Source organism: Pedobacter agri, assembly GCF_032678665.1.
Taxonomy (GTDB): Bacteria; Bacteroidota; Bacteroidia; order Sphingobacteriales; family Sphingobacteriaceae; genus Pedobacter; species Pedobacter agri_A.
In genome coordinates this window covers 294,652-320,699 of record NZ_JAVTSH010000003.1, presented here as the reverse complement: position 1 = coordinate 320,699, position 26,048 = coordinate 294,652, and the positions used below count along the sequence as shown (strand labels likewise).

Annotated in this window: 24 protein-coding genes and 5 tRNA genes; 6 read left to right on the top strand and 23 right to left on the bottom strand. The window is 37.4% G+C overall.

The features are described from left to right. The first annotated feature begins 10 nt into the window (after nucleotides 1-10). Nucleotides 11-1,216: a glycosyltransferase family 1 protein gene (locus R2Q70_RS07915; RefSeq protein WP_316807075.1), complete on the top strand. Its 1,206-nt coding sequence runs from the start codon at nucleotides 11-13 to the stop codon at nucleotides 1,214-1,216. Here R2Q70_RS07915 and R2Q70_RS07910 read toward each other — a convergent pair whose 3' ends face one another. Then, nucleotides 1,217-1,786 carry a DUF4136 domain-containing protein gene (locus R2Q70_RS07910; RefSeq protein WP_316807074.1) on the bottom strand — a complete coding sequence of 190 codons (570 nt, stop codon included), beginning with the start codon at nucleotides 1,784-1,786 and terminating at the stop codon, nucleotides 1,217-1,219. A 178-nt stretch (nucleotides 1,787-1,964) separates the two neighbouring features. Beyond that, nucleotides 1,965-2,726, bottom strand: coding sequence for a GLPGLI family protein (locus R2Q70_RS07905; protein WP_316807073.1), 762 nt, complete (start codon nucleotides 2,724-2,726; stop codon nucleotides 1,965-1,967). Between the two features lie 94 nt (nucleotides 2,727-2,820). On the opposite strand from R2Q70_RS07905, the gene R2Q70_RS07900 reads away from it, so the two are divergent. The 4 genes from R2Q70_RS07900 (at nucleotide 2,821) to miaA (ending at nucleotide 6,631) form a co-directional block, all read left to right on the top strand. Next, nucleotides 2,821-3,387 (top strand): L-threonylcarbamoyladenylate synthase, encoded by a 567-nt coding sequence (locus R2Q70_RS07900; RefSeq protein WP_316807072.1) that lies wholly within the window; start codon nucleotides 2,821-2,823, stop codon nucleotides 3,385-3,387. Nucleotides 3,388-3,499: 112 nt separating this feature from the next. Then, entirely contained in the window at nucleotides 3,500-4,906 is a 1,407-nt protein-coding gene (locus R2Q70_RS07895) for a CCA tRNA nucleotidyltransferase (protein WP_316807071.1), read from the top strand. 98 nt (nucleotides 4,907-5,004) lie between these two features. Then, nucleotides 5,005-5,649, top strand: coding sequence for an IS1096 element passenger TnpR family protein (locus tag R2Q70_RS07890; RefSeq protein ID WP_316807070.1), 645 nt, complete (start codon nucleotides 5,005-5,007; stop codon nucleotides 5,647-5,649). Between the two features lie 76 nt (nucleotides 5,650-5,725). Further along, nucleotides 5,726-6,631: a tRNA (adenosine(37)-N6)-dimethylallyltransferase MiaA gene (gene miaA / locus R2Q70_RS07885; RefSeq protein WP_316807069.1), complete on the top strand. Its 906-nt coding sequence runs from the start codon at nucleotides 5,726-5,728 to the stop codon at nucleotides 6,629-6,631. A 49-nt stretch (nucleotides 6,632-6,680) separates the two neighbouring features. Here miaA and R2Q70_RS07880 read toward each other — a convergent pair whose 3' ends face one another. From R2Q70_RS07880 to rpsU, 21 genes are all read right to left on the bottom strand, one after another. Beyond that, nucleotides 6,681-7,955, bottom strand: coding sequence for a G-D-S-L family lipolytic protein (locus R2Q70_RS07880; RefSeq protein ID WP_316807068.1), 1,275 nt, complete (start codon nucleotides 7,953-7,955; stop codon nucleotides 6,681-6,683). An 11-nt stretch (nucleotides 7,956-7,966) separates the two neighbouring features. Then, nucleotides 7,967-9,193 (bottom strand): OmpP1/FadL family transporter, encoded by a 1,227-nt coding sequence (locus R2Q70_RS07875; RefSeq protein WP_316807067.1) that lies wholly within the window; start codon nucleotides 9,191-9,193, stop codon nucleotides 7,967-7,969. Between the two features lie 87 nt (nucleotides 9,194-9,280). Then, entirely contained in the window at nucleotides 9,281-9,592 is a 312-nt protein-coding gene (locus R2Q70_RS07870) for a DUF3467 domain-containing protein (RefSeq protein WP_010601099.1), read from the bottom strand. A gap of 81 nt (nucleotides 9,593-9,673) precedes the next feature. Beyond that, nucleotides 9,674-9,919 (bottom strand): hypothetical protein, encoded by a 246-nt coding sequence (locus R2Q70_RS07865; protein WP_316807066.1) that lies wholly within the window; start codon nucleotides 9,917-9,919, stop codon nucleotides 9,674-9,676. Nucleotides 9,920-10,010: 91 nt separating this feature from the next. Continuing rightward, a complete protein-coding gene (rpoC, locus tag R2Q70_RS07860) occupies nucleotides 10,011-14,297 on the bottom strand; it encodes a DNA-directed RNA polymerase subunit beta' (RefSeq protein WP_316807065.1) in 4,287 nt (1,428 codons plus the stop codon). Nucleotides 14,298-14,397: 100 nt separating this feature from the next. After that, nucleotides 14,398-18,201 carry a DNA-directed RNA polymerase subunit beta gene (gene rpoB, locus R2Q70_RS07855; protein ID WP_116169850.1) on the bottom strand — a complete coding sequence of 1,268 codons (3,804 nt, stop codon included), beginning with the start codon at nucleotides 18,199-18,201 and terminating at the stop codon, nucleotides 14,398-14,400. 157 nt (nucleotides 18,202-18,358) lie between these two features. Then, nucleotides 18,359-18,736, bottom strand: a complete 378-nt coding sequence (gene rplL, locus R2Q70_RS07850; RefSeq protein WP_010601097.1) for a 50S ribosomal protein L7/L12 — start codon at nucleotides 18,734-18,736, stop codon at nucleotides 18,359-18,361. A gap of 66 nt (nucleotides 18,737-18,802) precedes the next feature. After that, entirely contained in the window at nucleotides 18,803-19,324 is a 522-nt protein-coding gene (gene rplJ, locus R2Q70_RS07845) for a 50S ribosomal protein L10 (protein WP_010601096.1), read from the bottom strand. A gap of 2 nt (nucleotides 19,325-19,326) precedes the next feature. Beyond that, nucleotides 19,327-20,025 (bottom strand): 50S ribosomal protein L1, encoded by a 699-nt coding sequence (rplA, locus tag R2Q70_RS07840; protein WP_025143259.1) that lies wholly within the window; start codon nucleotides 20,023-20,025, stop codon nucleotides 19,327-19,329. Nucleotides 20,026-20,045: 20 nt separating this feature from the next. After that, on the bottom strand, nucleotides 20,046-20,489 hold the full coding sequence (gene rplK, locus R2Q70_RS07835; protein ID WP_010601094.1) for a 50S ribosomal protein L11: 444 nt from the start codon (nucleotides 20,487-20,489) through the stop codon (nucleotides 20,046-20,048). A gap of 234 nt (nucleotides 20,490-20,723) precedes the next feature. Then, nucleotides 20,724-21,263, bottom strand: a complete 540-nt coding sequence (gene nusG, locus R2Q70_RS07830) for a transcription termination/antitermination protein NusG (RefSeq protein ID WP_010601093.1) — start codon at nucleotides 21,261-21,263, stop codon at nucleotides 20,724-20,726. A gap of 9 nt (nucleotides 21,264-21,272) precedes the next feature. After that, nucleotides 21,273-21,470 (bottom strand): preprotein translocase subunit SecE, encoded by a 198-nt coding sequence (secE, locus tag R2Q70_RS07825; protein ID WP_010601092.1) that lies wholly within the window; start codon nucleotides 21,468-21,470, stop codon nucleotides 21,273-21,275. A gap of 108 nt (nucleotides 21,471-21,578) precedes the next feature. Beyond that, nucleotides 21,579-21,649 (bottom strand) — tRNA-Trp (locus tag R2Q70_RS07820). A gap of 59 nt (nucleotides 21,650-21,708) precedes the next feature. Next, complete coding sequence (gene tuf / locus R2Q70_RS07815) at nucleotides 21,709-22,896, bottom strand: elongation factor Tu (RefSeq protein ID WP_010601091.1); 1,188 nt, start codon at nucleotides 22,894-22,896, stop codon at nucleotides 21,709-21,711. A gap of 119 nt (nucleotides 22,897-23,015) precedes the next feature. After that, nucleotides 23,016-23,087: transfer RNA gene (locus tag R2Q70_RS07810), tRNA-Thr, on the bottom strand. 72 nt (nucleotides 23,088-23,159) lie between these two features. Further along, nucleotides 23,160-23,235 (bottom strand) — tRNA-Gly (locus R2Q70_RS07805). Between the two features lie 43 nt (nucleotides 23,236-23,278). Continuing rightward, nucleotides 23,279-23,364, bottom strand: a tRNA-Tyr gene (locus tag R2Q70_RS07800). Between the two features lie 39 nt (nucleotides 23,365-23,403). Continuing rightward, nucleotides 23,404-23,476, bottom strand: a tRNA-Thr gene (locus R2Q70_RS07795). A gap of 230 nt (nucleotides 23,477-23,706) precedes the next feature. Next, nucleotides 23,707-24,054, bottom strand: a complete 348-nt coding sequence (gene hpf, locus R2Q70_RS07790; RefSeq protein WP_010601090.1) for a ribosome hibernation-promoting factor, HPF/YfiA family — start codon at nucleotides 24,052-24,054, stop codon at nucleotides 23,707-23,709. Between the two features lie 14 nt (nucleotides 24,055-24,068). Continuing rightward, entirely contained in the window at nucleotides 24,069-24,953 is an 885-nt protein-coding gene (locus R2Q70_RS07785) for a tyrosine-type recombinase/integrase (RefSeq protein WP_316807064.1), read from the bottom strand. Nucleotides 24,954-25,111: 158 nt separating this feature from the next. Next, a complete protein-coding gene (gene rpsU / locus R2Q70_RS07780) occupies nucleotides 25,112-25,306 on the bottom strand; it encodes a 30S ribosomal protein S21 (protein WP_010601088.1) in 195 nt (64 codons plus the stop codon). Nucleotides 25,307-25,472: 166 nt separating this feature from the next. Between rpsU and R2Q70_RS07775 the strand changes: the two genes are divergently transcribed. Then, a complete protein-coding gene (locus tag R2Q70_RS07775; protein WP_316807063.1) occupies nucleotides 25,473-25,847 on the top strand; it encodes a hypothetical protein in 375 nt (124 codons plus the stop codon). The last annotated feature ends 201 nt before the right edge of the window (nucleotides 25,848-26,048 follow it).

Sequence of the window (26,048 nt, the reverse complement as noted above, 5' to 3'; positions counted from 1 at the left end):
AAGCCAAGAGGTGAAAGTTGAAAGTGAAAAACAAATTCAAAAAGCCGAAAGACTAAAGCTTGATCAATCGAGCTTTAGTCTTTCGGCTTTAAGCTTTCCGCTTCGCATCGGTTACGATGGTAAGCGGGCGGCTAATAATTTAACTGGTTTAGGAAATTATAGCCGTTCGCTAATTGAACACCTCGCCGAGCAGTACCCCGAAAATCAATACTTTGTTTACTCCCCAAAACTTAAATCGGCAAAACAAATTGATAATTTCTTCAAAAAAGACAATATAGAGCTGAAGTTACCAAACGATACACATTTTCTTTGGCGAACGCTAAATGTTGTAAAAGATTTATTAAGAGATAACGTTCAGATTTTTCATGGCTTAAGTCATGAAATTCCGTTTTATATTGAGCATACGCCGATAAAATCTGTTGTAACGATTCACGATTTAATTTTTCTTCGTTTTCCTGAATACTATAAATTTATCGACAGAAAACTTTACGAGTGGAAAAGCAAATCTGCTTGTAAAAGAGCAGATAGAATTATCGCAATTAGCGAAAAAACGAAACAGGATATTGTTGAATTTTATGGCATCAATCAAGATAAAATTGAAGTGATTTACCAAAGTTGTGACGACAGCTTCAAAACCACTTTTCCTGAATCTACACTAAACAATATTAGGGCTACTTACGCCCTCCCCGAAAATTACATTTTAAACGTTGGTACCATCGAGTCGCGTAAAAATTTAAAACTGATCGTGAAGGCGTTAAAACAGGTAAATCCTGATTATAAATTAGTTGTAATTGGTAAACAAACCAGCTATTTTAAAGAAGTGGAACAAGAGATTGAACTTTTGGGTTTAAAAGATCGGATCGTTTTTTTGAAAGATATTCCATTTGCCGATTTACCAGGCATCTACCAAATGGCCAGTGTTTTCGTATATCCATCCTTTTATGAGGGTTTTGGCATCCCAATTATTGAGGCATTATACAGCAACGTACCTGTGGTAGCTGCAACAGGATCATGTTTAGAAGAAGCCGGCGGACCAAATAGTATTTATGTTTCACCAACCGATGCTGATCAGCTGGCGGCATCAATCAATAGCATCCTGGCTAATCCTCCTTTACAAACTGAAATGAAAGCAAAAGGGCTGGAATTCGTTCAGAAATTCAACAGCCCTTTAGTTACGCAGCAATTAATGAATTGCTATCAAAAAGTTTTAGCTTAATTATTTAGCAGCAATTGCATTTGGTGGATATTGCGCCAAAATCTCTCTCACACCAGTATATAATCTTTCTTCTCTTTTATTTAGATTGTCGAGATTAAAGCCTGATCCTCTTCCATGCCAGAATAATATTTTCTTTGCCGGATCTAAGAAGTCGATGATAATTGTACCTTCGATATATTGGTTTACGTAGCTTGGTCCACCTCCCCAGAATGGAGAGCCCCAGCCACCACGCCAGCCCCAGCCGCCGCCCCAACCCCATCCACCGTAATAGGCAGGGCCATAAACGTCAGTTTTTTCTCTGGCAACCACAACTAAATTAACCAATAAATCTGGTTTGTCAGCTTTAACAAATCCTTTAGCGTTCATTTCAGCTTCTACTGCAGCCATCAATCTACGCTTGTCTAAATTATTAAGCTTTACCCTGGCAATACCCTTATCATAAAAATTATAGGTTTTGTAGGTGCTAAAATCTACGTTTTTATCGTAGTCAGATGCGGTCCGAAGACTGGAACATCCGGATAATGCCAGTACAACTGTAAATAGCATTAATAATGTTTTAAATGTTTTCATTTGTGCGTTGTTTTATTTGAATAACCTGTAATAAATATACTGAATTTGTATGTTAAAATTTACTACATGCGATAATTTTACAATTTTATTGTTATGTAAAAAACGAATTAAATTTGAATTAGTTTTACGATATAGCGCTTTGGTTTAGCTTATTACAAAATTTAACATTTGAAGGAAATTAGTATAGCTCTTTCAGGGGTGCCACAAAATGTTTCATACTGCTCGAACCCATTAAAGTATGATCTACTTTGCCGTTATCTTGCTCTGCATCTTGTTTAACCGTTTTCCAAAGGCTGATGAAATCCTGGTGTGTCATCATTTGATCATCTACGTATGCATCTGGAACTTTAAGTTTGGCTGCAAAGTCTTCAGTGAATTCAAAACCAGTCAGGGTGTATTTAAATGAGCCACTCGCATCGGCTATCTCATAAATTATTCCAGGTAAGCCACCAAATTTCCAGGGCCCGCTTTGTATGTCATGATCATACTTAAACCACGCAAAATAATTTCTGCCCCTGAAAAAAGTTTCAGCTTTTACGCATAATACATCATTAATACTTTTAGTTTCTTTTGATATTTTCCACCTAAAATTATTTAATGAGTCGATAACCAATACCGGTGCTTTCATCCAAATACTTTCGGCATAAATTAAACTTTTGCTAGCAGGATTCTTTAAAAGAAATGGAATTTTATTCTTGTTTCCTGGTAGATAAATATTCTTCGTTACAGAAGATCCATTGTAAATTGTAGTATCATTCATCTTTTGCCGGACGATAGGAAACTCTATTGACCTACCCTTGTCATAATATTGATCGAAGAAACTTGTAGCTGTTCTTCCAGCTAAATTCTGAGTGTAACTGAAATGAAGTATAACTTTTTTCTGCGCAAAGGTTAGCACAGAAAATATAAGCAATAAAAGGAGAGAAATGATGTTTTTCATATGATTTAGACGTTCTGATAAAAATAAGTATTGTGTAGATCAAAATTTGAAGATTAACAACATTTAACATTTTAATAAATAATAACTTTGTAACATGCTTAAAGATGAAATTAATAAAGCCTTAGAAGTGATCAAAAATGGTGGCGTGATCTTGTATCCTACAGATACCATCTGGGGATTAGGCTGTGATGCCACAAATGCAGCAGCAGTTGATAAGTTACTAAAGATTAAAAACAGACCCGCCGAAAAAAGCCTGATTGTACTGTTAGATGTTGACAGTAAACTTCAAAGTTATGTTAAAGAAATTCCTGAAGTTGCTTATGATTTAATTGAATATGCTGAAAACCCACTAACAATTATTTTTTCAGATGCTAAAAATCTTGCCGACAATGTGATTAATGCTGATGGAAGCGTTGGTATTAGAATTGTTAAACACGATTTCTGTACACCATTAATTCAACGTTTCAGGAAGCCCATAGTTTCTACTTCGGCAAACCTAAGCGGTAAACCGTCACCAAAATTCTTTGATGATATTGATCCCGAAATCTTGGATGCTGTTGATTATGTGGTGGATTTTGAGCAGGAAAACCGCAATATCAAAAAACCATCAACCATTATGAAGCTTACACCTAGTGGCCAGTTTGAATTTATTCGTAAGTAAATTTTAGTACTTTTGTATAACTAACTAAACTAGTTGTCACGCTGAAATTATTTAGCGCTCTATTAAAATTGCTAATTCCGAACTATTCGGGAGGTTTGACGACTCCAAAACTATGCAACAACATCTTCAACATTCCATATTTAAAACACTATCATCTATTGCTGATCAGAATAAAAATGAAGCCTATGTAATTGGTGGCTTTGTACGGGATTTATTTCTCAATCGGCCATCAAAAGATATTGATGTTGTAGTGGTTGGCAGCGGAATTGATTATGCGGAAGCTGTGGGAAGGAAGCTAAATACAAGGGTTGCCGTATTCAAAAATTTCGGCACCGCCAATATTAAGTTTCAGGATCTGGAAGTAGAATTTGTTGGCGCAAGGAAAGAGTCTTACCGTTCTGATTCCCGCAAACCAATTGTAGAAGATGGAACGTTACAAGACGACCAGCTACGCAGAGATTTTACCATTAATGCTTTGGCACTTAATTTAAATGCTAAACATTTCGGAGAATTGTTAGATCCTTTTGAGGGGGTTAAAGATTTAGAGAACAAATTAATCCGAACTCCGCTTGACCCGGAAATCACATTTTCTGATGATCCTTTACGCATGATGCGGGCTATCCGCTTTGCTTCGCAACTAAATTTCAACATAGATCCTGCAGCTTTACAAGCCATAAAAGCTCAAAAAAAACGCATCAGTATTGTTTCTAAAGAGCGCATTACCGATGAAATGAATAAAATCATTTTATCTCCAGTTCCGTCAGTAGGTTTTAAACACTTATTTGATACTGGTTTGCTTGAAATTATCTTTCCTCAAATGGCTCAACTCTATGGTGTTGATATCATCAAAGGAAAAGGACATAAAGACAATTTTTACCACACACTGGAGGTTTTAGATAATATTTGTGCGGTTACAGATGATTTGTGGTTGCGCTGGGCGGCAATTTTACATGATATCGCTAAGCCTGCTACCAAACGTTTTGAAGAGGGTCATGGATGGACTTTCCACGGCCATGAAGACCGCGGGGCGAGAATGGTTCCCAAAATCTTCGCTCAGCTCAAACTTCCTTTAAACGAAAAGATGAAATTTGTTCAGAAACTGGTTCAACTACATCTCCGTCCTATTGTACTGGCACAGGAAACTGTAACAGACTCGGCAGTACGCAGATTACTTTTTGATGCCGGCGAGGAAATCGAAAGTTTAATGATGCTTTGCAATGCCGATGTAACCACCAAAAATGAATATAAAAAAACCAAGTACCGACGCAACTTTGAGCTGGTTAAGCAAAAATTAAGGGATGTTGAAGAGCGTGATAAAATCCGCAACTGGCAACCCCCTATTTCCGGCAACGATATTATGGAAACTTTTGGCCTGGATGCGGGTAAAGAGGTTGGTTTAATTAAAAATGCAATCCGCGAAGCGATACTGGAGGGCGAGATCAAAAACGATTATGATGAGGCGTTTCATTTTATGCTAAATCAGGCAAAACAAATGGGTTTAAATCCTGTTAATAAATAATTTAATTGCCCATCCATCAAATAAAGCCAGCCTTTTGTACAATTTGATGTTTGAGGTAATACAAATTAACTTTATTTTTACGGTTCCAAAATACACTAATGGCTATTTATAAATTTAGAATTACTTTCGAAGATTTTGATGATGTTGTGAGAGAGATCGACATTAAATCAAACCAAACATTTGAAGACCTGCATAAGGCCATTCACAAATCTACAGGTTATAACGCTGAAAAATCTTCATCATTCTATGTAAGTACCGACAATTGGCTAAAGGGTGATGAAATTGCCTATCTACCTAGCGAGCGAAAAAAAGATAGAGTGGTATTAATGGAGAACTCTAAATTAAGTGGCTTTATTGAAGATCCGCATCAAAAATTTTACTACATCTATAATTTTGAAAGACCATATGATTTCCATGTAGAATTGGTAAAAATTGTGCTTGATCCTGATCCAAACATTGAATATCCTTTTTTGGCTAAAAGTACCGGTGAGGCTCCAAAAATTATGGAAAAGAATAGTCCTACTTCAGTTGATCCACGTGGCGACATCGCTTCTGCCAGCGAATTCGATTTTCTAAATGAAATGAATTTCGTACCAGAAGATACCGATGAATTAGAGGCCATGGGCGAAATGGGTATCAATGAAAAAGAAAGTGACGATGAAGATGAAAGCGAAGAGGACGAATTCGGAGATGAATTTTCTGATAACGATGGTTACGATGATGACCAAAAAGATGATTATTAGTTTATAACTCGATAATAAAAGACTATAGAAGCTGTCAGAATTTTAAATTTGACAGCTTTTATTTTATACACACCACATGCCAAACACAAAAACCTTAATCGCTATTGTTGGTCCTACTGCTATTGGGAAAACGGCATTGGCTATACAATTGGCTCGACATTTTAATACTGAAATTCTTTCTGCCGATTCACGCCAGTTTTTTAAAGAAATGGAAATTGGTACCGCAAAACCAAATGCCGAAGAATTAGCTGCCGCAACTCATCACTTCATCAATTCTCACGCGGTAACACAGCTTTTTAGCACAGGTGATTTTGAAGTAGAAGCGTTGGAAAAGTTAGCACAGATTTTTGAGCATAATAATTTGGCAATCCTGGTGGGTGGGTCTGGGCTGTATGTTAATGCCTTACTAAATGGTCTTGATGAAATGCCAGAAATTGATCTCTCTATACGAGAAAAACTGAATAAACAATTTGAAGAAGCTGGTTTAGAAAGTATTCAACAAGATTTGGCCAGGCTCGATCCTGAATATTTTGCAAAAGTTGATCAGCAAAATCCCCAGAGAATGATAAGGGGTTTAGAAGTTGTGTTATCAACTGGCCAAAAACTTTCATCAATGCTCTCTGCAACAAAAAAAGTAAGACCATTCAAAGTCATAAAAATTGGTTTGAACACTGATCGGGCAGTGTTATATGATCGAATTAATAAAAGAGTTGATCAAATGATCAGTGACGGATTGGTGGAAGAAGTAAAGTCGCTTGAAAAATTCAAAGAACTGAATGCTTTGAAAACGGTTGGATACAGTGAGATTTTTGATTATTTAGATGGCTTAATCCCATTAGAGCAGGCAATTTCAGCAATTAAACAAAATACCCGTCGTTTTGCGAAGAGACAACTGACATGGTTCAGGCGTGATGAGGAAATCACGTGGTTTGAACCAGCGGATGATAAAAAGATCATCAATTTTATTAAAAATCAGTTATAAAAAAAGGGATTCACAATTATGAATCCCTTTTTTATGGCTTTATTTCTGACTATTTATCCGGAAATTTAACACCTCTATATTTTGTGATATCAATTGTTGGTATCGTAGATGCGTATTTACCATTTATCGCATCGATAAAAACATTAGCGATTACCGCATTTCCACGAGGCGTTAAATGCACACCATCCAGAGAAAAAGCACCACCAGTTATAAATGATGAATTGATATTAATGCCTTGAATTGCAACGCCGGCCTTTACTAAATTCAGATAAGTATAAGTATCAGCAATTGCCAAACCTTTACTGTTTGCCAACGATTTAATTGTACTATTATAACTGTTTACGTAGTCTTTTACTCTGATTACTTCATCTTTATCAAGTACCCAGTTATTTGCTATCGGATTTCTCGGATCCAAACCATAAGGAATTGTACCGGTTCCGAATAAGCCAGCCGATTGAAAAGGCAAACGAATTAAATCCTCACTTGTTGCTGCCCTTACACCAGTTGTCGTTTGAATGAATACCGCAACCGCCGCCGGATTGATGGCTTTTGCCGCTGCTAATAACGCTGGAACGGTTACGGTATTGAAGTAAGGAACAGCAGTAACATCAGGAATTGTACCTACTACACCTTTTTGACCACCGGCCGTTAAAGCATTTACAAGATTAGAAAATAACATCGAGAAAGTTGCCTTATCAGTAAGCACATTTGTAGCATCTGTAGTTACACCACCATTAGTTGCCCAGCCTAATGCATCGTTATTACCTAACCACAAAGAGAAAAACGTATGATTTCTACCTTGTATAAACTGAAAATAAGTAGTCGTACCTACCTGGCTATCCGTAATCAAACGTTCCATATACATATTTGCGGCGCTGTATGGTGCAGCGAAGGCTAAATCGACACGCATTCCGGGAATACCAAGGTTCTGTATCTCTCCTGAATATTTTGCTAAGTGTGTAGCATCCCGATAGGCTAAATTTGTAGTAACGTTTGATAAAGTCGGACTGCCATTCATCAAAGCAGAAAGGTTTAAATATCCCGATCCGTTTGCCTGCGCATCGGAGAAAAAAGGAGAAGTAAATGTTCCCCCTCCCACTGACGCCATTTGAGCAGCCAGCAAGTTAGGGTAAGCTACCTTTTGTCCTTCAAGGTATAACCCGCCATCGGCAAAACCTGCTGTTAACGAATTACCAACCGAAATATATTTACCAAAATTTGCCTGACCAGCGCTGGTGCCCGCAGGGGTATCAATTTCTGGTTTACAAGATGCTGCAAAAAGTAAAACGGCAGCAAAAAAGCTGTTTAATATATATTTTTTCATGTAAATTTCTCCTACCATTTATAAGTTAATGAAAGCCCAGGAGCATAAACCAAAGTTTTAAATGTTCCATCCAAACCCGTTTCAATATTTTTTTGCTTACGCGATTTAACATCTTCGAAGAAAAAGGACGCATTTACTTCAAAGCGACTGGTTGGTGCATATCCTACACCAGCACTTAAAATATAACGGTCTGCATCGGGTGCTTCAGGAGTTACATAACCATCTTGAACAGGAGAAAATGCATATCCAATCCCAGCTCTAAGTGCTAATTTCTCTGATGCTTTATGATTGACCCCTAATTTAAACGAAGATCCATCTCGATAATTGCGGGCAGACCTTGTATCGGCCAGAACTGGTGTATTTACAGCATAATCAAATGCCAATTCTTCATAAACTCTCCATTGTACCCAACTGGCATCAAATGCTAAAGTTGTACTTTGCGAAAGTGGAATGCCTATACCTAAAGTTGTTGTAGAAGGTAAAGGTAATTCAGCGTTGAATGTATTGCCTGCAGGAAATGAAGATCTTAGTGATTCAGGAACATCAAATGTTGCCGTTCCATCATTTAATTTAGTCACCACTTTTGATTTGTGTACAACGGCAAAAGTGATGTTACTTAGTGTGTTAATATATAAACCAGCGTTCCAGCCATAACCACTACCCGTTCCTTCTAAAGTAGCATGTCCTGATCGGCCGTCGGGATAATTTACTGGAAGAGCACGTTGTAAGTTAACATCTCCATGATTGTAAACAAACCCTGCACCAATACCAATACGGTCGGTGATTTTAACGCTCAAAGTAGGTTGAAAATAGATAGCTTTTAAGTTAAGGGATGTTAAAGCGTACCTGCCAGACCACTCATTTCCCCAATCAACCAAACCACCAAAGGGTGTATAAACCCCTAAACCTAATTTCCACTTGTTTGATTTTGGACCCCAAACTGCATAAGCCTCAAAAGGCGGAGCGATTTTATTCTTAACGTTCTCAGTAATATTTGATCCGCTTTGTTGAAAAGCTGACTTGAAAAGAAGTGGATTTACACCTGCAGAAATAGAATTTTTCTCCAGAAAAGATACCGCACCTGGATTGAAAAATACTGATGCTTCGTCTAACGCCAATGCCGATCCGGCTCCCGCCATTCCAATTTGCTTTTGCCCCTGTAAATTAACCTGGAAACCCTGCCCCAATACCCATAAAGGAGCAGAAAGTAATACGCTCAATAAAAGTTTTTTCATCATTATAAATGGTTATAGCACAAACGCTTACTATGCTAACATAGTAGGCAAAAATTTGTTTTTAAGAATTATTGTATAAGGTTGAAAAAATTATGCCTGAGCCGTTGGCCCACCAAAACCCATTGGAAAAGGGGGCTCCTCTTGTGTTTTAATTCTGCCGTTCACTGCTTCAAACTTTTGAATGTTATCATCTAAAGCTGTTAACAGGCGCTTGGCATGTTCTGGGGTTAAGATAATTCTCGATTTTACTTTGGCTTTGGGGATTCCAGGCATCACACGGATAAAATCTAATACAAATTCAGTATTTGAATGCGTGATGATAGCAAGGTTCGAAAAAATCCCTTCAGCGATTTCTTCTGATAGCTCTATATTTAATTGGTTTTCGTTTTGTTGTTCTTCCATAATAGCTCAAAAATAAAAAAATCCGCTGCTTAATGGCGGAATTAAATGTAATATTTAGTCGAAGTTAATGTTCTTATTAAGCTATTTTTTAATAAACATCAAAATAATACCAACTGTAACTGCTATCTGCCCAATCCAAAAAATAAACATCCACTTTATGATATCTGCTTTTGAATTTGCTAAATCCTCTTTGGTGGCTAACACTTCACGTTTATTCTCGTATTCAGCTTTTACTTCGGTTTTTACAAAAGAAACCAATTCCTCTGCTTCTTGTTCGCCAAGTTTAGCCTTTAAGATCTGGAAAAGTTGTATCTCGGTAACACTCATGCACTTATTTTTATATAAAACTACAAAATCTATTCCAAACAAAAAAGTCCCCCAGTATTAATGGGGGACTAGCTTAAAATGTATCTAAATTTTATGCTTCTACTTCTTCTTGTTTCGAAGCTAATAATTTATCGTACTCTTCCTGAGAACCAACAATGATTCTTTCGTAACCACGTACACCAGTTCCTGACGGAATTAAGTGACCAACGATCACATTTTCTTTCAAGCCTAACATGTTATCGCGTTTACCTGCAATTGCTGCTTCATTTAATACTTTCGTAGTTTCCTGGAACGAAGCCGCAGAAATGAACGATTTAGTACCTAATGATGCACGTGTAATACCTTGTAAGATAGAACTTGCAGTTGCTGGTCTTGCATCTCTAACCGTGATTTGTTTCAAATCTTTACGTTTCAATTGAGAATTTTCATCTCTTAATCTACGTAACGAAACAATTTGACCTGGTTTTAAATCAGTTGAGTCGCCTGCGTCTTCCACAACTTTTTTGTCGTACATCGCATCGTTCTCTTCTGCAAAATCCCAACGGTCTACAGCGTTGTTTTCTAAGAAAATGGTATCACCTGGATCCTCGATGTGAACTTTCTGCATCATCTGGTGAACAATTACCTCGAAGTGTTTATCATTAATTTTCACACCTTGCAAACGGTAAACCTCTTGAATACCATTTACTAAGTACTCTTGAACCGCTGCCGGACCTTTAATTGATAAAATATCTGCCGGAGAAATTGAACCATCTGATAAAGGCATACCCGCTTTCACAAAGTCATTATCCTGTACAAGGATGTGTTTAGACAATGGAACAAGATATTTTTTAACTTCACCATCTTTCGATTCGATAGTAATTTCACGGTTACCACGTTTAACACCACCTAAAGTTACCACACCATCAATCTCAGTTACTACAGCTGGGTTTGAAGGATTACGTGCTTCGAATAACTCCGTTACACGAGGTAAACCACCTGTAATATCTCGGGTTTTACCAGTTGCACGAGGAATTTTAGCGATAATCTGACCAGTTTGAATAGTTTCACCTTCATCAACTGAAACGTGAGCGCCTACCGGAATGTTATAACCTTTGATAAATTCACCTTTCTTGTCAACGATTTGAACTGAAGGGTTTTTAGTTTTATCACGTGTATCGATAATTACTTTTTCACGGTGACCAGTTTGCTCATCTGATTCTTCACGGAAGGTAACACCTTCAATAATTGCATCAAATTGCGCTTTACCGGCAAATTCTGAAAGAATAACCGCGTTGTATGGATCCCATGAACAAATTTTATCTCCTTTTGATAACTTATCACCTTCTTTAACGAATAAGAAAGCACCATAAGGGATGTTATTCGTCACGATCACTCTACCTGTACCTGGTTCAACAATTTTGAACTCACCTGAACGGCCCAATACCACTTGTACGGTACCATCTTCAGTTTGCGTATCAACAGTACGGATATTTTCGAATTCGATTACACCATCAAACTTAGCTACGATATTTGATTCTGCAGCAATGTTCGATGCCGTACCACCCACGTGGAAAGTACGAAGTGTTAACTGTGTACCCGGCTCACCAATCGATTGTGCAGCAATAACACCAACTGCCTCACCTCGCTGAACACGTTTACCAGATGCCAAGTTACGACCATAACATAATGCACAAACACCACGTTTAGATTCGCAGGTTAATACTGAACGAATTTCAATACCTTCTAAAGGTGATTCTTCGATCAATTTGGCAACTTCTTCGTTGATATCTTCGCCAGCACCTACTAATAATGTGTTATCCAAAGGATTGTAAACATCATGTAGTGAAGTACGACCTAAAATTCTATCAAATAATGGTTCAACGATATCTTCCTGATCTTTCAAGGCAGTAGTATACATACCTCTTAAAGTACCACAGTCATTATCGTTAACAATCATATCCTGCGCAACATCATGTAAACGACGAGTTAAGTAACCCGCATCCGCCGTTTTTAACGCCGTATCCGCCAAACCTTTACGAGCACCGTGAGTAGAGATAAAGTACTCTAATACGGATAAACCTTCTTTAAAGTTTGATAAGATCGGGTTTTCAATGATATCACCACCTGAACCTGATTTTTGAGGTTTCGCCATCAAACCACGCATTCCGCAAAGCTGACGAATCTGCTCCTTAGAACCACGTGCACCTGAATCAAGCATCATGTAAACTGAGTTAAAACCTTGGTTATCTGACGATAACTGAGTCATAACGAAAGTAGTTAACCTGTTGTTGATACGGGTCCAGATATCGATAATCTGGTTGTAACGTTCGTTGTTGGTAATGAAACCCATGTTATAGTTGTTTCTCACCTCTTCAACTTCAGCAGCTGCCTGCTCTAATAAAGTATGTTTCTCTACCGGAATGTTTACGTCTTGTAAGTTGAACGATAAACCTCCCTGGAATGCCATTTTGAAACCTAATTCTTTGATATCATCTAAGAATTGAGAAGCACGAGCCATACCAGTCATTTTAACTACCTCACCGATAATATCTCTTAACGATTTTTTAGTTAACAATTCATTGATATAACCAACTTCTTCAGGTACCAACTGGTTAAATAATACTCTACCAACAGTAGTTTCTGTTAATTTATTAACGATAGAACCATCGTTTTGCTTAACATTTACCCTTACTTTAATGAAAGCATGAAGATCTAATTCTTTCTCATTGTAAGCGATAATTACTTCCTCTGGAGAATAGAAATTAGAATCCTGACCTTTTACCACTCTGGTTTCATCTGTTCTACGGCCTTTAGTAATGTAATAAAGACCCAAAACCATATCCTGAGAAGGTACTGTAATTGGCGTACCGTTTGCAGGGTTCAAAATGTTATGTGCTGCCAACATTAATACCTGGGCTTCCAAAATTGCTGCATTACCTAACGGTAAGTGGACAGCCATCTGGTCACCATCAAAATCGGCGTTGAATGCAGTACAAACCAATGGGTGTAACTGAATCGCTTTTCCTTCAATTAATTTTGGCTGGAAAGCCTGAATACCTAATCTGTGTAATGTAGGTGCACGGTTTAACAATACCGGGTGACCTTTCAATACATTTTCCAAGATATCCCAAACTAATGGATCTTTTCTATCAACGATTTTCTTAGCAGATTTAACTGTTTTTACTACACCACGCTCAATCATCTTGCGGATAATGAACGGTTTGTAAAGCTCAGCAGCCATATCTTTAGGAATACCGCACTCGTGTAATTTAAGGCTAGGCCCTACAACAATTACCGAACGAGCTGAATAATCCACACGTTTACCTAATAAATTCTGACGGAAACGACCTTGTTTACCTTTCAAAATATCTGAAAGTGATTTCAAAGCCCTGTTACCTTCAGTTTTAACCGCGTTAACTTTACGTGAGTTATCGAATAACGAATCTACAGCTTCCTGTAACATACGTTTCTCGTTACGCAAAATTACCTCTGGTGCTTTAATCTCGATCAAACGTTTTAAACGGTTGTTACGGATAATTACACGACGGTATAAATCATTTAAATCTGAAGTAGCGAAACGGCCACCTTCTAATGGAACTAAAGGACGTAATTCTGGTGGAATAACCGGAACGATTTTAACAATCATCCACTCAGGGCGATTCTCAATACGTGTATTAGCACCACGGAAAGCTTCAACAACCTGTAGACGTTTTAAAGCCTCATTTTTACGTTGTTGAGAAGTTTCATTAGCAGCCTGGTGACGTAGATCGTAAGATAAAGTATCTAAATCAATACGTTTCAATAAATCTTCTAATGCTTCAGCACCCATTTTGGCGATGAATTTGTTAGGATCTTTATCGTCTAAGTATTGGTTTTCTTTAGGTAATTTATCTAAGATATCTAAATATTCTTCCTCTGTTAAGAAGTCCATATAATTGATACCTTCTTCAGCCATTAAGCCTGATTGGATAACTACGTAACGCTCGTAATAGATAATTAAATCTAATTTTTTAGTAGGTAAACCTAATAAATAACCGATTTTGTTTGGTAACGAACGGAAATACCAGATATGCGCAACCGGAACCACCAAAGCGATGTGTCCCATACGTTCTCTACGTACTTTTTTCTCAGTTACCTCAACACCACAACGATCACAAACGATTCCTTTATAACGGATACGTTTATATTTACCGCAATGACATTCGTAATCTTTTACCGGACCAAAAATACGCTCGCAAAACAAACCATCACGTTCTGGTTTGTAAGTACGGTAGTTAATGGTTTCCGGTTTCAACACCTCACCGCTTGAACGCTCCAAAATAATTTCCGGAGACGATAAGCTAATCGTGATTGATGTGAAATTGCTTTTTAATTTATTATCCTTTTTGTAAGACATACTTCTTTAAGGTTAAAGCTTAAAGCTCAAAGCTCAAAGCTCAAAGACTAGGCGGTTAAGCTTTCATCTTTTTGCTTTCAGCTTTTAGCTTTTTGCTTAGTTAATCTAACGTAATATCTAAACCTAAACCGCGTAACTCATGTACCAATACGTTAAACGATTCTGGAACACCTGGAGTTGGTAGGTTTTCACCTTTAACAATGGCTTCGTAAGTTTTGGCTCTTCCGATAACATCATCCGATTTAACGGTTAATATCTCCTGAAGAATATTAGCAGCACCGAATGCCTCTAATGCCCAAACCTCCATCTCACCAAAACGCTGACCACCGAACTGGGCTTTACCACCCAATGGCTGTTGTGTAATCAATGAGTATGGTCCAATTGAACGGGCGTGCATCTTATCATCAACCATGTGACCTAGTTTCAACATGTAGATAATACCTACAGTTGTAGTCTGATCGAAACGCTCACCAGTTAAACCATTGTATAAGTAAGTTTTTCCTGAAGCTGGAACACCGGCTTTAGCAATCCACTCTTCAACCTCATCATGCGTAGCACCATCAAAAATCGGAGTAGCGAATTTCACACCCAATTCTTTACCAGCCCATGCCAATACGGTTTCGTAGATCTGACCAAGGTTCATACGTGAAGGTACACCCAGTGGGTTCAACACGATATCAACCGGGCTACCATCAGCTAAGAAAGGCATATCTTCATCACGTACAATACGTGCAACAATACCTTTGTTACCGTGGCGACCCGCCATTTTATCACCTACTTTTAATTTACGTTTTTTAGCAACATAAACTTTTGCCATTTGTACAATTCCCGATGGAAGCTCATCACCTACACTAATGGCGAATTTATCGCGTTTGTAAGCTCCAAGTTCTTCGTTAACACGGATACCGTAGTTGTGAAGCAACATTTTAATCATCTCGTTTTTGTCATCATCAGTAGTCCATTTGTTAGGGCTGATATGCGCAAATTCAAGATCTGCTAAAATTTTCTGAGTGAATTTAGCACCTTTAGCAACCAATAATTCTTTGTAAATGTTAAATACACCTTGAGATGTTTTTCCGTTTACAATTGTGAATAATTTATCTACTAATTCTGCTTTTAATTTCTCAGTGATATTGTTATATCCTTTGTCTAATTTCTCAATCGCCGATTTCTCTTCAGCTTTTGTAGTTTTCTTAGCACGGCTGAATAACTTCGTATCAATTACTACACCCTGGATAGAAGGAGGGGTTTTCAAAGACGCATCTTTAACATCACCTGCTTTATCACCAAAGATTGCACGTAGTAATTTCTCTTCCGGTGATGGATCAGACTCTCCTTTTGGAGTAATCTTACCAATTAAAATATCACCTTCTTTTACATCAGCACCAATACGGATAATACCGTTTTCATCAAGGTCTTTAGTAGCCTCTTCAGAAACGTTCGGGATATCTGGTGTTAATTCCTCTTCTCCACGTTTAGTATCACGTACTTCTAATTCAAACTCTTCAATATGCAATGAAGTGAAAACGTCATCACGAACAATACGCTCGTTGATTACAATCGCATCCTCAAAGTTGAAACCTTGCCAAGGCATGAATGCCACTTTCAGGTTTCTACCTAATGCTAACTCACCATTTTCAGTTGCATAACCTTCGCAAAGCACCTGACCTTTAGTAACTTTCTGACCTTTCTTAACAATTGGTTTTAAGTTAATACAAGTATTCTGGTTGGTTTTTTTGAACTTAATTAAACGGTAAGTTTTGCTATCACCTTCAAATGAAACCAAACGATCATCTTCGTTACGCTCATATTTAATAGTGATTTCGTTAGCATCTACATACTCAACAACACCGTTACCTTCAGCGTTGATCAAAGTTCTTGAGTCACGGGCAACGCGACCTTCTAAACCTGTACCAACAATTGGTGCTTCAGGACGTAACAATGGCACGGCCTGACGTTGCATGTTCGATCCCATCAAAGCCCTGTTCGCATCATCATGTTCTAAGAACGGAATTAACGAAGCAGCAATTGACGTAATCTGGTTAGGGGCAACGTCCATCAAGTCTAATTTCTCAGGCTCGATAATCGGGAAGTCACCTTCATAACGTGCTTTTACGCGTGGTGTAATGAAGTTACCTTTATCGTCATATTCTGCATTAGCCTGCGCAATGGTTTTACCATCTTCATCTTCAGCAGATAAATAAATAACATCTGAATCAACAACAACCTTACCATCTTCTACACGTTTGTATGGTGTTTCGATGAAACCTAAATTATTGATTTTTGCATGCACACAAAGTGATGAAATCAAACCAATATTTGGTCCCTCAGGTGTTTCAATAGTACATAAACGACCGTAGTGAGTGTAGTGAACGTCACGTACCTCAAAACCAGCCCGTTCACGTGATAAACCACCTGGACCTAAAGCTGATAAACGGCGTTTGTGCGTAATCTCTGCCAATGGATTTGTTTGATCCATGAACTGAGATAACTGGTTTGTACCAAAGAATGAGTTAATTACTGATGATAACGTACGGGCGTTAATCAAATCAGTTGGTGTAAACACCTCGTTATCGCGAATGTTCATACGCTCACGGATGGTTCTAGCCATACGGGCTAAACCAACACCAAATTGTGCGTACAACTGCTCACCTACCGTACGTACACGACGGTTCGATAAGTGGTCAATATCATCCACCTCTTCTTTAGAGTTGATCAATTTGATCAGATATTTAACAATAGCAATAATATCTGCCTTTGTTAAAACTTTTACCTCATCAGGAGTATTCATTTTCAATTTACGGTTGATGCGGTAACGACCAACATCTCCTAAATCGTAACGTTTATCTGAGAAGAATAAACGATCAATGATACCACGAGCAGTTTCCTCATCAGGTGGTTCTGCGTTACGCAAAGCACGATAGATGTTTTCAACAGCTTCTTTCTCTGAGTTAGAGGTATCTTTTTGTAATGTATTATAAATAATGGTATAATCTGCCTGACTAGCGCCATCCTCTTTCGATAAAATGATGCTTTTCACGCCAGCTTCGATAACCATATCAATGTGTTCGTCTTCTAAAACGGTTTCTCTTTCAAGAATCACTTCATTACGGTCGATAGAAACTACTTCACCTGTATCTTCATCTACAAAATCTTCAACCCATTTCTTTAAAACTCTTGCCGCTAGTTTACGACCGATATATTTCTTTAAACCCGATTTACTAACTTTTACTTCGTCAGCAAGATCAAAAAGTTCTAAGATGTCTTTATCAGAATCGTAACCGATAGCACGTAATAAAGTGGTAACCGGGAATTTTTTCTTACGATCGATGTAAGCATACATCACGTTGTTCACGTCAGTAGCAAACTCGATCCATGAGCCTTTGAAAGGAATAACACGGGCAGAATACAATTTGGTTCCGTTGGTGTGACGGCTTTGGCCGAAGAACACCCCTGGAGAACGGTGTAATTGCGAAACGATAACACGTTCTGCACCGTTAATTACAAATGTACCTTTTGGTGTCATATACGGGATGGTACCTAAATACACATCCTGAATAATGGTTTCAAAATCTTCATGTTCAACATCGTTACAAGAAAGCTTAAGCTTTGCTTTTAATGGAACATTGTAGGTTAATCCACGCTCAATACACTCATGTATATCGTAACGTGGCGGATCAACAAAATAATCAAGAAACTCTAATACGAAGATATTTCTCGAATCTGTTATTGGAAAGTTTTCAGCAAACACTTTAAACAAACCTTCGCTAGAGCGATCGTCTGATGTGGTATCTATCTGGAAAAATTCTCTGAATGATTGCAATTGCACATCCAGAAAATCCGGATAGTCTATAATGTGCTTACTAGTTGCAAAATTTACTCTTTGTTCGACTGTCTTTGCCAATGGACTAAAAGATTTTAGTTTAAGAATAAACTATTTGTTTGGTTCGGATTTCAAACATGCTCATTAACCAAACAAAATGAGATGTTTATAAACAGGTAAAGACACCAACATTTTCAGTCGGTGTCTAATACATTTTTAGCTTAGCTAAATTAAGTGATTACTTAATTTCAACTACTGCTCCAGCTTCTTCTAATTGTTTTTTAAGAGCTTCTGCTTCGTCTTTAGCAACACCAGCTTTTAATTCTTTTGGTGCACCGTCAACTAAGTCTTTAGCTTCTTTCAAACCTAAACCAGTTAAGTCTTTAACAAGTTTTACAACTGCTAATTTCTGACCACCAGCTTCTTTTAAGATTACATCAAAAGATGTTTTTTCTGCAGCAGCAGCAGGTGCATCACCACCAGCAGCAGGACCAGCAACTACAGCAGCAGCTGCAGGCTCAATACCATACTCATCTTTTAAGATTTGAGCTAATTCATTAACTTCTTTTACTGTTAAGTTTACCAATTGCTCAGCAAACGCTTTTAAATCTGCCATTTTATTAAGATTTTAAAAATTTACGTGTGTAATAATTTTGTTTAATTTGCGAACTTAAGGTGTTCGTTAACCTTCTCTTTCTTGAAGAGTTTTAACAATTCCTGCAATTTTGCTACCGCCTGATTGAAGCGCAGATAGAACATTTTTAGCTGGTGATTGTAATAATCCAATGATATCGCCAATAAGCTCTTCTCTCGATTTTAAGCTTACTAAGTTATTCAATTGGTCATCGCCAACGTATACTGATGAATCTATGTATGCCGCTTTAAGCACAGGTTTATCAGAAGTTTTTCTCAAAGTTTTGATCAACTTAGCCGGAGCGTTTGCTGTTTTTGAGAATAATAATGATGATGAACCTTTAAGCGCTTCGTATATCTCAGAAGCATCGCCGTCTAATCCTTCAATCGCTTTGCGGATTAAAGAGTTTTTAGCAACCTTCATTACGATATCACCTTCGAAACATTTGCGGCGGATGTTATTGATCTGCTCAACAGAAAGGCTAGAAGTATCAGCAATATAGAAATTGCCAAACTCTTGCATTTGTCCTTGTAGTTCTAAAACTACTTCGTTTTTTTCTTCTCTGTTCATGATTAAATCCCCGCTACTGATTTAGTTTCAATTGCAATTCCAGGACTCATTGTAGAAGACACGTGAATGCTTTTAAAATAAGTTCCTTTTGCAGCAGATGGTTTTAATTTTGAAATTACTTGAATAATCTCAAGTGCATTTTCATAAATTTTGTCTGCTGGGAATGATACTTTTCCTATCGAGGCGTGTATGATACCCGTTTTGTCTACTTTAAAATCGATCTTACCTGCTTTAACCTCAGTTACAGCTTTACCAACTTCGTTAGTTACTGTACCTGATTTTGGGTTAGGCATTAAGTTCCTTGGACCTAAAACACGGCCCAATTTACCTACCTTAGCCATACAAGCTGGTGTAGTGATAATAATGTCTACATCGGTCCAACCACCTTCAATTTTAGCAACATACTCGTCTAAACCAACGAAGTCTGCGCCAGCTGCTTTTGCTTCTTCTTCCTTATCAGGAGTTACTAAAGCTAAAACACGTACAGTTTTACCTGTACCGTGTGGTAAAGTAGCAATACCACGTACCATTTGATTGGCTTTACGCGGATCTACTCCTAAAGATACATCAATATCAACCGATGCATCAAATTTAGTAGTAGTGATTTCTTTTACCAAAGCAGCAGCATCCTTCAAAGTATAAGCTTTACCAGCTTCTATTTTAGCATGTGCCTTTTTTTGATTTTTAGTTAATTTCGCCACTGTTGTAAACTGTTTTTTAATTAATTGTTCCAGGGTGCGTCACCAGAAACGGTGATTCCCATACTGCGTGCTGTTCCAGCAACCATACTCATTGCAGATTCGATTGTAAATGCATTTAAATCAGGCATTTTATCTTCAGCAATAACTTTAATTTGGTCCCAGGTCACCGACCCAACTTTTTTACGGTTAGGCTCAGCAGAACCACTCTGTAATTTAGTAGCATCTTTTAACTGGATAGCTACCGGAGGGGTTTTGATGATGAAATCGAATGACTTATCAGCATAAACAGTAATTACAACTGGCAATACTTTACCTGCTTTATCTTGGGTACGAGCGTTGTACTGTTTGCAAAACTCCATAATGTTCACCCCTTTAGCACCTAATGCAGGTCCTACTGGTGGCGATGGATTTGCCGCTCCGCCTTTGATCTGTAATTTGATCATTGCACTGACTTCTTTTGCCATTTTGTGTTTTTTGTTTATTTAAAACTCAATGTTAAATATTGGAAGCATGTAACATTTATTTTCCTTACCGCTCCTATAAAGCTTAAAGGACTGCAAAGATATGGATAATGTTGCAGTACTACAATAGATTAGTGAAAATATTTTAATATTATTAAGATAATTAAATACCTTAAACAAAAAAGCTTTCCCTTTTGAGGAAAGCTTTTATATATCTTAAAAAAATCGTAAATCTGATTACTCTTTTTCTACCTGCATGTAGTTAAGTTCCAATGGTGTTTTACGACCGAAAATCTTAACCATTACTTTTAGTTTTTTCTTCTCTTCGTTTACCTCTTCGATAATGCCTGAGAAACCGTTGAAAGGTCCGTCCATTACTTTAATGTTTTCACCAACATAATAAGGAACGTTCATTGTTTCGCCTTGCTCGCTCATTTCATCAACCACACCTAAAATGCGGTTTACTTCTGCCTGGCGCATTGGAATTGGATTGCCAGCTTTATCACCAAGGAAACCAATTACACTATTAATTCCTTTAATGATGTGCTCTAACTCTCCGTCTAATGTAGCTTCGATTAAAACATAACCAGGATAAAAGTTACGCTCTTTGGCAATTTTTTTACCGTCTTTCATCTGGTAGTATTTTTCCATCGGTATTAAAACCTGTGGAACCAAATGAGAGAAACCTAAACGGCTGATCTCAGCATCAATGTATTGTTTTACTTTCTTTTCTTTACCGCTAACCGCCCTTACAACGTACCACTTTAGATCGCTCATTAGTAAATATTAATTAGAAAGTGATTTATAAAAAGTATCTAACACAAATGTAGAACCTTTATCCATTGCAAAAATAACCAATGCAATAATTAAAGAAGCTACTAAAACAAGAATCGCAGAGCTTTGCAACTCTCCCCAAGTAGGCCATGTAACCTTACTTGTCATTTCATCGTATGATTCTTTTATAAACTCAACTACTTTAGCCATATCAAATTATTGAATGTGTGAATGAGTAAATGAGTGAATGATATTATTCGAAAGCTTAGTTTCAAATTCAATCATTCACTCATTCTGGAACTCAATCATTATGTTAAGCACGGGAACAAGGATTCGAACCCTGATCAAAGGTTTTGGAGACCTCTATTCTACCGTTGAACTATTCCCGTGGATAAAATTAGCTAATCAGCCTAGGCCAATTAGCTAATTTTTATGTTATAGCTTAAAATTAAGCTAAGATTTCAGTTACCTGACCAGCACCTACTGTTCTACCACCTTCACGGATAGCGAAACGTAGACCTTTTTCCATTGCAATCGCGTTAATTAATTTAACAGTGATTGTAACGTTATCACCTGGCATTACCATTTCAGTTCCTTCAGCTAGTGAGATCTCACCAGTTACGTCTGTAGTACGGAAATAGAATTGAGGACGATATTTGTTGAAGAATGGAGTGTGACGACCACCTTCTGCTTTTGATAATACATAGATCTCAGCTTTGAAATCAGTGTGAGGAGTTACTGAACCTGGTTTACAGATTACCATACCACGACGGATATCAGTTTTCTCAATACCACGTAACAATAAACCTACGTTATCACCAGCTTCACCGTAATCTAAAATTTTACGGAACATCTCAACACCAGTTACTGTAGATTTTAAGTTCTCAGCACCCATACCTAAGATCTCAACTGGATCTCCAGAGTTGATTACACCACGCTCAATACGACCTGTAGCAACAGTACCACGACCAGTGATTGAGAATACGTCTTCAACAGGCATTAAGAAAGGAAGATCAGTTAAACGTGGAGGAATTGGAATGTAGCTATCAACAGCATCCATTAATTCCATGATTTTACCAACCCATTTAGCATCACCGTTTAATCCACCTAATGCAGAACCTTGGATTACTGGAATATCATCACCTGGGAATTCGTAGAAAGATAATAATTCACGAACTTCCATTTCAACTAGTTCTAATAATTCTGGATCATCAACCATATCCACTTTATTCATGAATACAACTAATGAAGGTACACCAACCTGACGAGCCAATAAGATGTGCTCTCTAGTTTGTGGCATTGGACCATCAGTAGCAGCAACAACGATAATTGCACCGTCCATTTGAGCAGCACCAGTAACCATGTTTTTCACGTAATCCGCGTGACCTGGACAGTCAACGTGTGCATAGTGACGGTTAGCTGTTGAATACTCAACGTGAGCTGTATTGATAGTAATACCTCTTTCTTTTTCCTCTGGAGCAGAGTCAATTGAATCGAATGAACGTGCCTCAGTTAAACCAGCATCAGCCAAAACTTTTGTAATAGCTGCTGTTAAAGTTGTTTTACCGTGATCGACGTGACCGATTGTACCGATGTTTAAGTGCGGTTTACTGCGGTCAAATTTTTCTTTTGCCATTTTATTTATAACTAATTAGTAGGTTAACTTTTTATTATTTTTATTTTTTGTTATTTCAACACAAAAAACCTTGTCTCTTCTGTGTATTTAACAGATTTAACAAAGCTTTATTATACCTGAGCCAAAGATGGGACTTGAACCCACGACCTCTTCCTTACCAAGGAAGTGCTCTACCGCTGAGCTACTTCGGCTTTTCAGTTAACAGTTTTCAGTTGCCAGTTAAGAGTAACTGTAATTGTTAATTGCGAACTGCTCAACTTTATTGGAGCGGAAGACGAGGTTCGAACTCGCGACCTATAGCTTGGAAGGCTATCGCTCTACCAACTGAGCTACTTCCGCTTTTAAATTAGCTAATTATCAAATTAGTGAATTAGCCGATTATTGGTGGGGAGAGAAGGATTCGAACCTTCGAAATCTTGCGATAACAGAGTTACAGTCTGTCCCATTTGGCCGCTCTGGAATCTCCCCATCTTTTATCTTAAAACGCTAACACTTTAAAATAAAAAGAGCCTCCTATCGGAATCGAACCAATGACCTACTGATTACAAGTCAGTTGCTCTACCAGCTGAGCTAAGGAGGCTTTTAATTTTGTGCAATGATACGAAAAATCTTCATTTTTCATACTATTAACGTGTTTTTTAAAAACTTTTATCTTTTAAAAGAACTAACCTTTTCTTCCTGGCGTAACGCCCTTTCCGAAAGGGAATGCAAATATACACACTTATATTTCACTTCAAAATAAATTTGAAAAAAAATAGCGAACATTTTTTGTTCGCTATCCCTTTATTTATGTTTTAAATTAATATTCACTTAATAATCAGACGCTTCGCTTTCACTTAAAATTGCTTTGTGTTCGCTTAATTTTGCACGAGTTTTTTCTTTATGCTTGGTGATTTGTTTTCTTAACGACTCAATTGCCAAATCTGTCGCCTCTTCAAATGATTTACATTGTTCTTTAGCGAAGAGTGTTCCACCCGGCACAATGAGTTTGATCTCACTAATTTTATTGGCTTCATCCTCTACGTTCTCTAATTTTAAATACACTTCACCACTTATAATCTGGTCAAAAAACTGATCTAGCTTATTTGCCTTCTTCTGTATAAAGTCTAACAACTTACTGTCTGCACTGAAGTGGATTGATTGAACTCCGATTTTCATTTTTCCTCCTTTTTTTACGCCTTTGGATGGGCTTGTTTATAAATTGTTTTTAATCTTTCGATTGAATTGTGGGTATAAACCTGGGTTGCCGCTAAACTGGCATGACCCAAAAGTTCTTTAATGGCATTTAAATCTGCGCCTGCATTTAACAGGGAAGTCGCATAACTGTGCCGCAATACGTGGGGGCTTTTTTTGTCATTGGTTGATATGTGGTTTAGGTATAAGGTTACAATACGGTATATTAACTTCGGATACGCCGGTTTACCTGTATTGGTAACGATTAAGTTAAGCAAATTGTTATTAAAATTCTGCAACTTTTTTTGTTCAATATAGCTACTCACCTGATTGATAAGCTGTTTATTTATTGGGATGATTCGCTCCTTATTCCTCTTACCCAAAACTTTAATTGTTCCTGAATAGGTATCAACATCGGTATCCTTTAATTGGATAAGTTCGGCTAAACGCATACCGGTACCAAAAAGCAATTCAACCACCAGATGGTCGCGGGTTGAAGCAAAACTATTATCAAAGTATTGCTCAGAATCTAACAAATCATCCATCTGTTGCGAATCGACAAATACAGGCAGTCGTTTGGGAATTTTGGGCGCCTTAATTAATACAGTAGGATTGTGTTCCACCTTTTCTTCCCGCAATAAAAACTTATAAAGGCTTCTTAAAGCTGATATTTTTCTGTTGATGGAATTTTCTGATGTTTCTTGCTCCATCAAATCGACCATGTAGCTTCTGATGTGCGTATGTTTAATTTCCGGGAAACTGATTTCGAAAGTACTATTGATATATTCTTCAAACTGAGTTAAGTCCGTTTGATAAGAGGTTACGGTATGCGGAGAATAGCGCTTCTCGTGAGTTAAATAGGTAATAAAGCTTTTTAGCAACATTCAATATCTCCTTACTCGGTATAAATATGAAGTTACAAATTGTTTTGATATAAAGAAATCATTAATTAATTGTTTACTGTAAAGATTTCGATAGGGCTTAAAACAAAAAAGTCCCGATCTAAAGATCGAGACTTCAATAATAACTATATCGTGAACAACTATGAAGTTGTATCTTGATTCATATTCTGAATGTAAACAGCATGTTTAATTTCAGTACGACGAGCAACGGATTTTTTCTCGTATGCTTGGCGACTACGTAGTTCTCTCAATACACCAGTTTTTTCAAACTTTTTCTTGAAACGTTTAAGGGCTTTATCTAATGATTCGCCGTCTTTAATGTTGATAATGATCATAACGCTGAAATACCTCCTCTCGTGGTTTTTAAATTTCCCATGTTATCGGGGCTGCAAATGTAAGCAAATAATTGAAAATGAGAAAGATTTTTAAAAAGATTTTTTGTGCTTTGCGATAATTGATTTATTACATTCTTTAACTACTTTTAATGATACATTATAATATATGACAACAAGTAAAAAAGTTATTTCAATAGTCGCTGTTTTAGTGATTCTTTTGTTAGCAGTATTTTGCTACTACCGTTACTTCTTCGTTTTTGGTGAAGGCGTAAAAGCAGGCGAACTAAACTATGTAGTAAAGAAAGGATACATTTTTAAAACTTACGAGGGCAAAATTATCCAAAGTGGAATTAGATCGCGAACAACAGGCACTGTACAAAGCAACGAATTTGAGTTCTCAATCTCTAATAAAGATATTGCTGAAAAGATGATGGCCAATAGTGGCAAGTTTTACGAATTACATTATAAAGAATACAAAAATCCTTTGCCCTGGCGGGGGTTTAGTGTTTATGTTGTAGATAGCATCCTGACGGCGAAGTAACGTTGGCAGGTTGTTCATGGGCTATTGTCCATAGTCTATAGTCCATAGTTCATAGTCCATAGTCCATAGTCCATAGTCCATAGTCCATAGTAGAAAACTTATATCGTGGACATGGGTTTTAAAATTTTATTTAAAAAAAATCCGGATGCATTAAGCCATCCGGATTACTCATAAAATATATTTGGTTTGTTGTTTCTGATT

Excerpts from the sequence above, each read along its gene's own strand:
- R2Q70_RS07910 (WP_316807074.1), bottom strand. The coding sequence starts at position 1,786 with ATGAAAACATTTAAAACATTATTAATGCTATTTACAGTTGTACTGGCA.
- R2Q70_RS07905 (WP_316807073.1), bottom strand. The coding sequence starts at position 2,726 with ATGAAAAACATCATTTCTCTCCTTTTATTGCTTATATTTTCTGTGCTA.
- R2Q70_RS07900 (WP_316807072.1), top strand. The coding sequence starts at position 2,821 with ATGCTTAAAGATGAAATTAATAAAGCCTTAGAAGTGATCAAAAATGGT.
- R2Q70_RS07895 (WP_316807071.1), top strand. The coding sequence starts at position 3,500 with ATGCAACAACATCTTCAACATTCCATATTTAAAACACTATCATCTATT.
- R2Q70_RS07890 (WP_316807070.1), top strand. The coding sequence starts at position 5,005 with ATGGCTATTTATAAATTTAGAATTACTTTCGAAGATTTTGATGATGTT.
- miaA (WP_316807069.1), top strand. The coding sequence starts at position 5,726 with ATGCCAAACACAAAAACCTTAATCGCTATTGTTGGTCCTACTGCTATT.
- R2Q70_RS07880 (WP_316807068.1), bottom strand. The coding sequence starts at position 7,955 with ATGAAAAAATATATATTAAACAGCTTTTTTGCTGCCGTTTTACTTTTT.
- R2Q70_RS07875 (WP_316807067.1), bottom strand. The coding sequence starts at position 9,193 with ATGATGAAAAAACTTTTATTGAGCGTATTACTTTCTGCTCCTTTATGG.
- R2Q70_RS07870 (WP_010601099.1), bottom strand. The coding sequence starts at position 9,592 with ATGGAAGAACAACAAAACGAAAACCAATTAAATATAGAGCTATCAGAA.
- R2Q70_RS07865 (WP_316807066.1), bottom strand. The coding sequence starts at position 9,919 with ATGAGTGTTACCGAGATACAACTTTTCCAGATCTTAAAGGCTAAACTT.
- rpoC (WP_316807065.1), bottom strand. The coding sequence starts at position 14,297 with ATGTCTTACAAAAAGGATAATAAATTAAAAAGCAATTTCACATCAATC.
- rplL (WP_010601097.1), bottom strand. The coding sequence starts at position 18,736 with ATGGCAGATTTAAAAGCGTTTGCTGAGCAATTGGTAAACTTAACAGTA.
- rplJ (WP_010601096.1), bottom strand. The coding sequence starts at position 19,324 with ATGAACAGAGAAGAAAAAAACGAAGTAGTTTTAGAACTACAAGGACAA.
- rplK (WP_010601094.1), bottom strand. The coding sequence starts at position 20,489 with ATGGCAAAAGAAGTCAGTGCAATGATCAAATTACAGATCAAAGGCGGA.
- nusG (WP_010601093.1), bottom strand. The coding sequence starts at position 21,263 with ATGAGCGATCTAAAGTGGTACGTTGTAAGGGCGGTTAGCGGTAAAGAA.
- secE (WP_010601092.1), bottom strand. The coding sequence starts at position 21,470 with ATGGCTAAAGTAGTTGAGTTTATAAAAGAATCATACGATGAAATGACA.
- tuf (WP_010601091.1), bottom strand. The coding sequence starts at position 22,896 with ATGGCAAAAGAAAAATTTGACCGCAGTAAACCGCACTTAAACATCGGT.
- hpf (WP_010601090.1), bottom strand. The coding sequence starts at position 24,054 with ATGAAAATCGGAGTTCAATCAATCCACTTCAGTGCAGACAGTAAGTTG.
- R2Q70_RS07785 (WP_316807064.1), bottom strand. The coding sequence starts at position 24,953 with ATGTTGCTAAAAAGCTTTATTACCTATTTAACTCACGAGAAGCGCTAT.
- rpsU (WP_010601088.1), bottom strand. The coding sequence starts at position 25,306 with ATGATCATTATCAACATTAAAGACGGCGAATCATTAGATAAAGCCCTT.
- R2Q70_RS07775 (WP_316807063.1), top strand. The coding sequence starts at position 25,473 with ATGACAACAAGTAAAAAAGTTATTTCAATAGTCGCTGTTTTAGTGATT.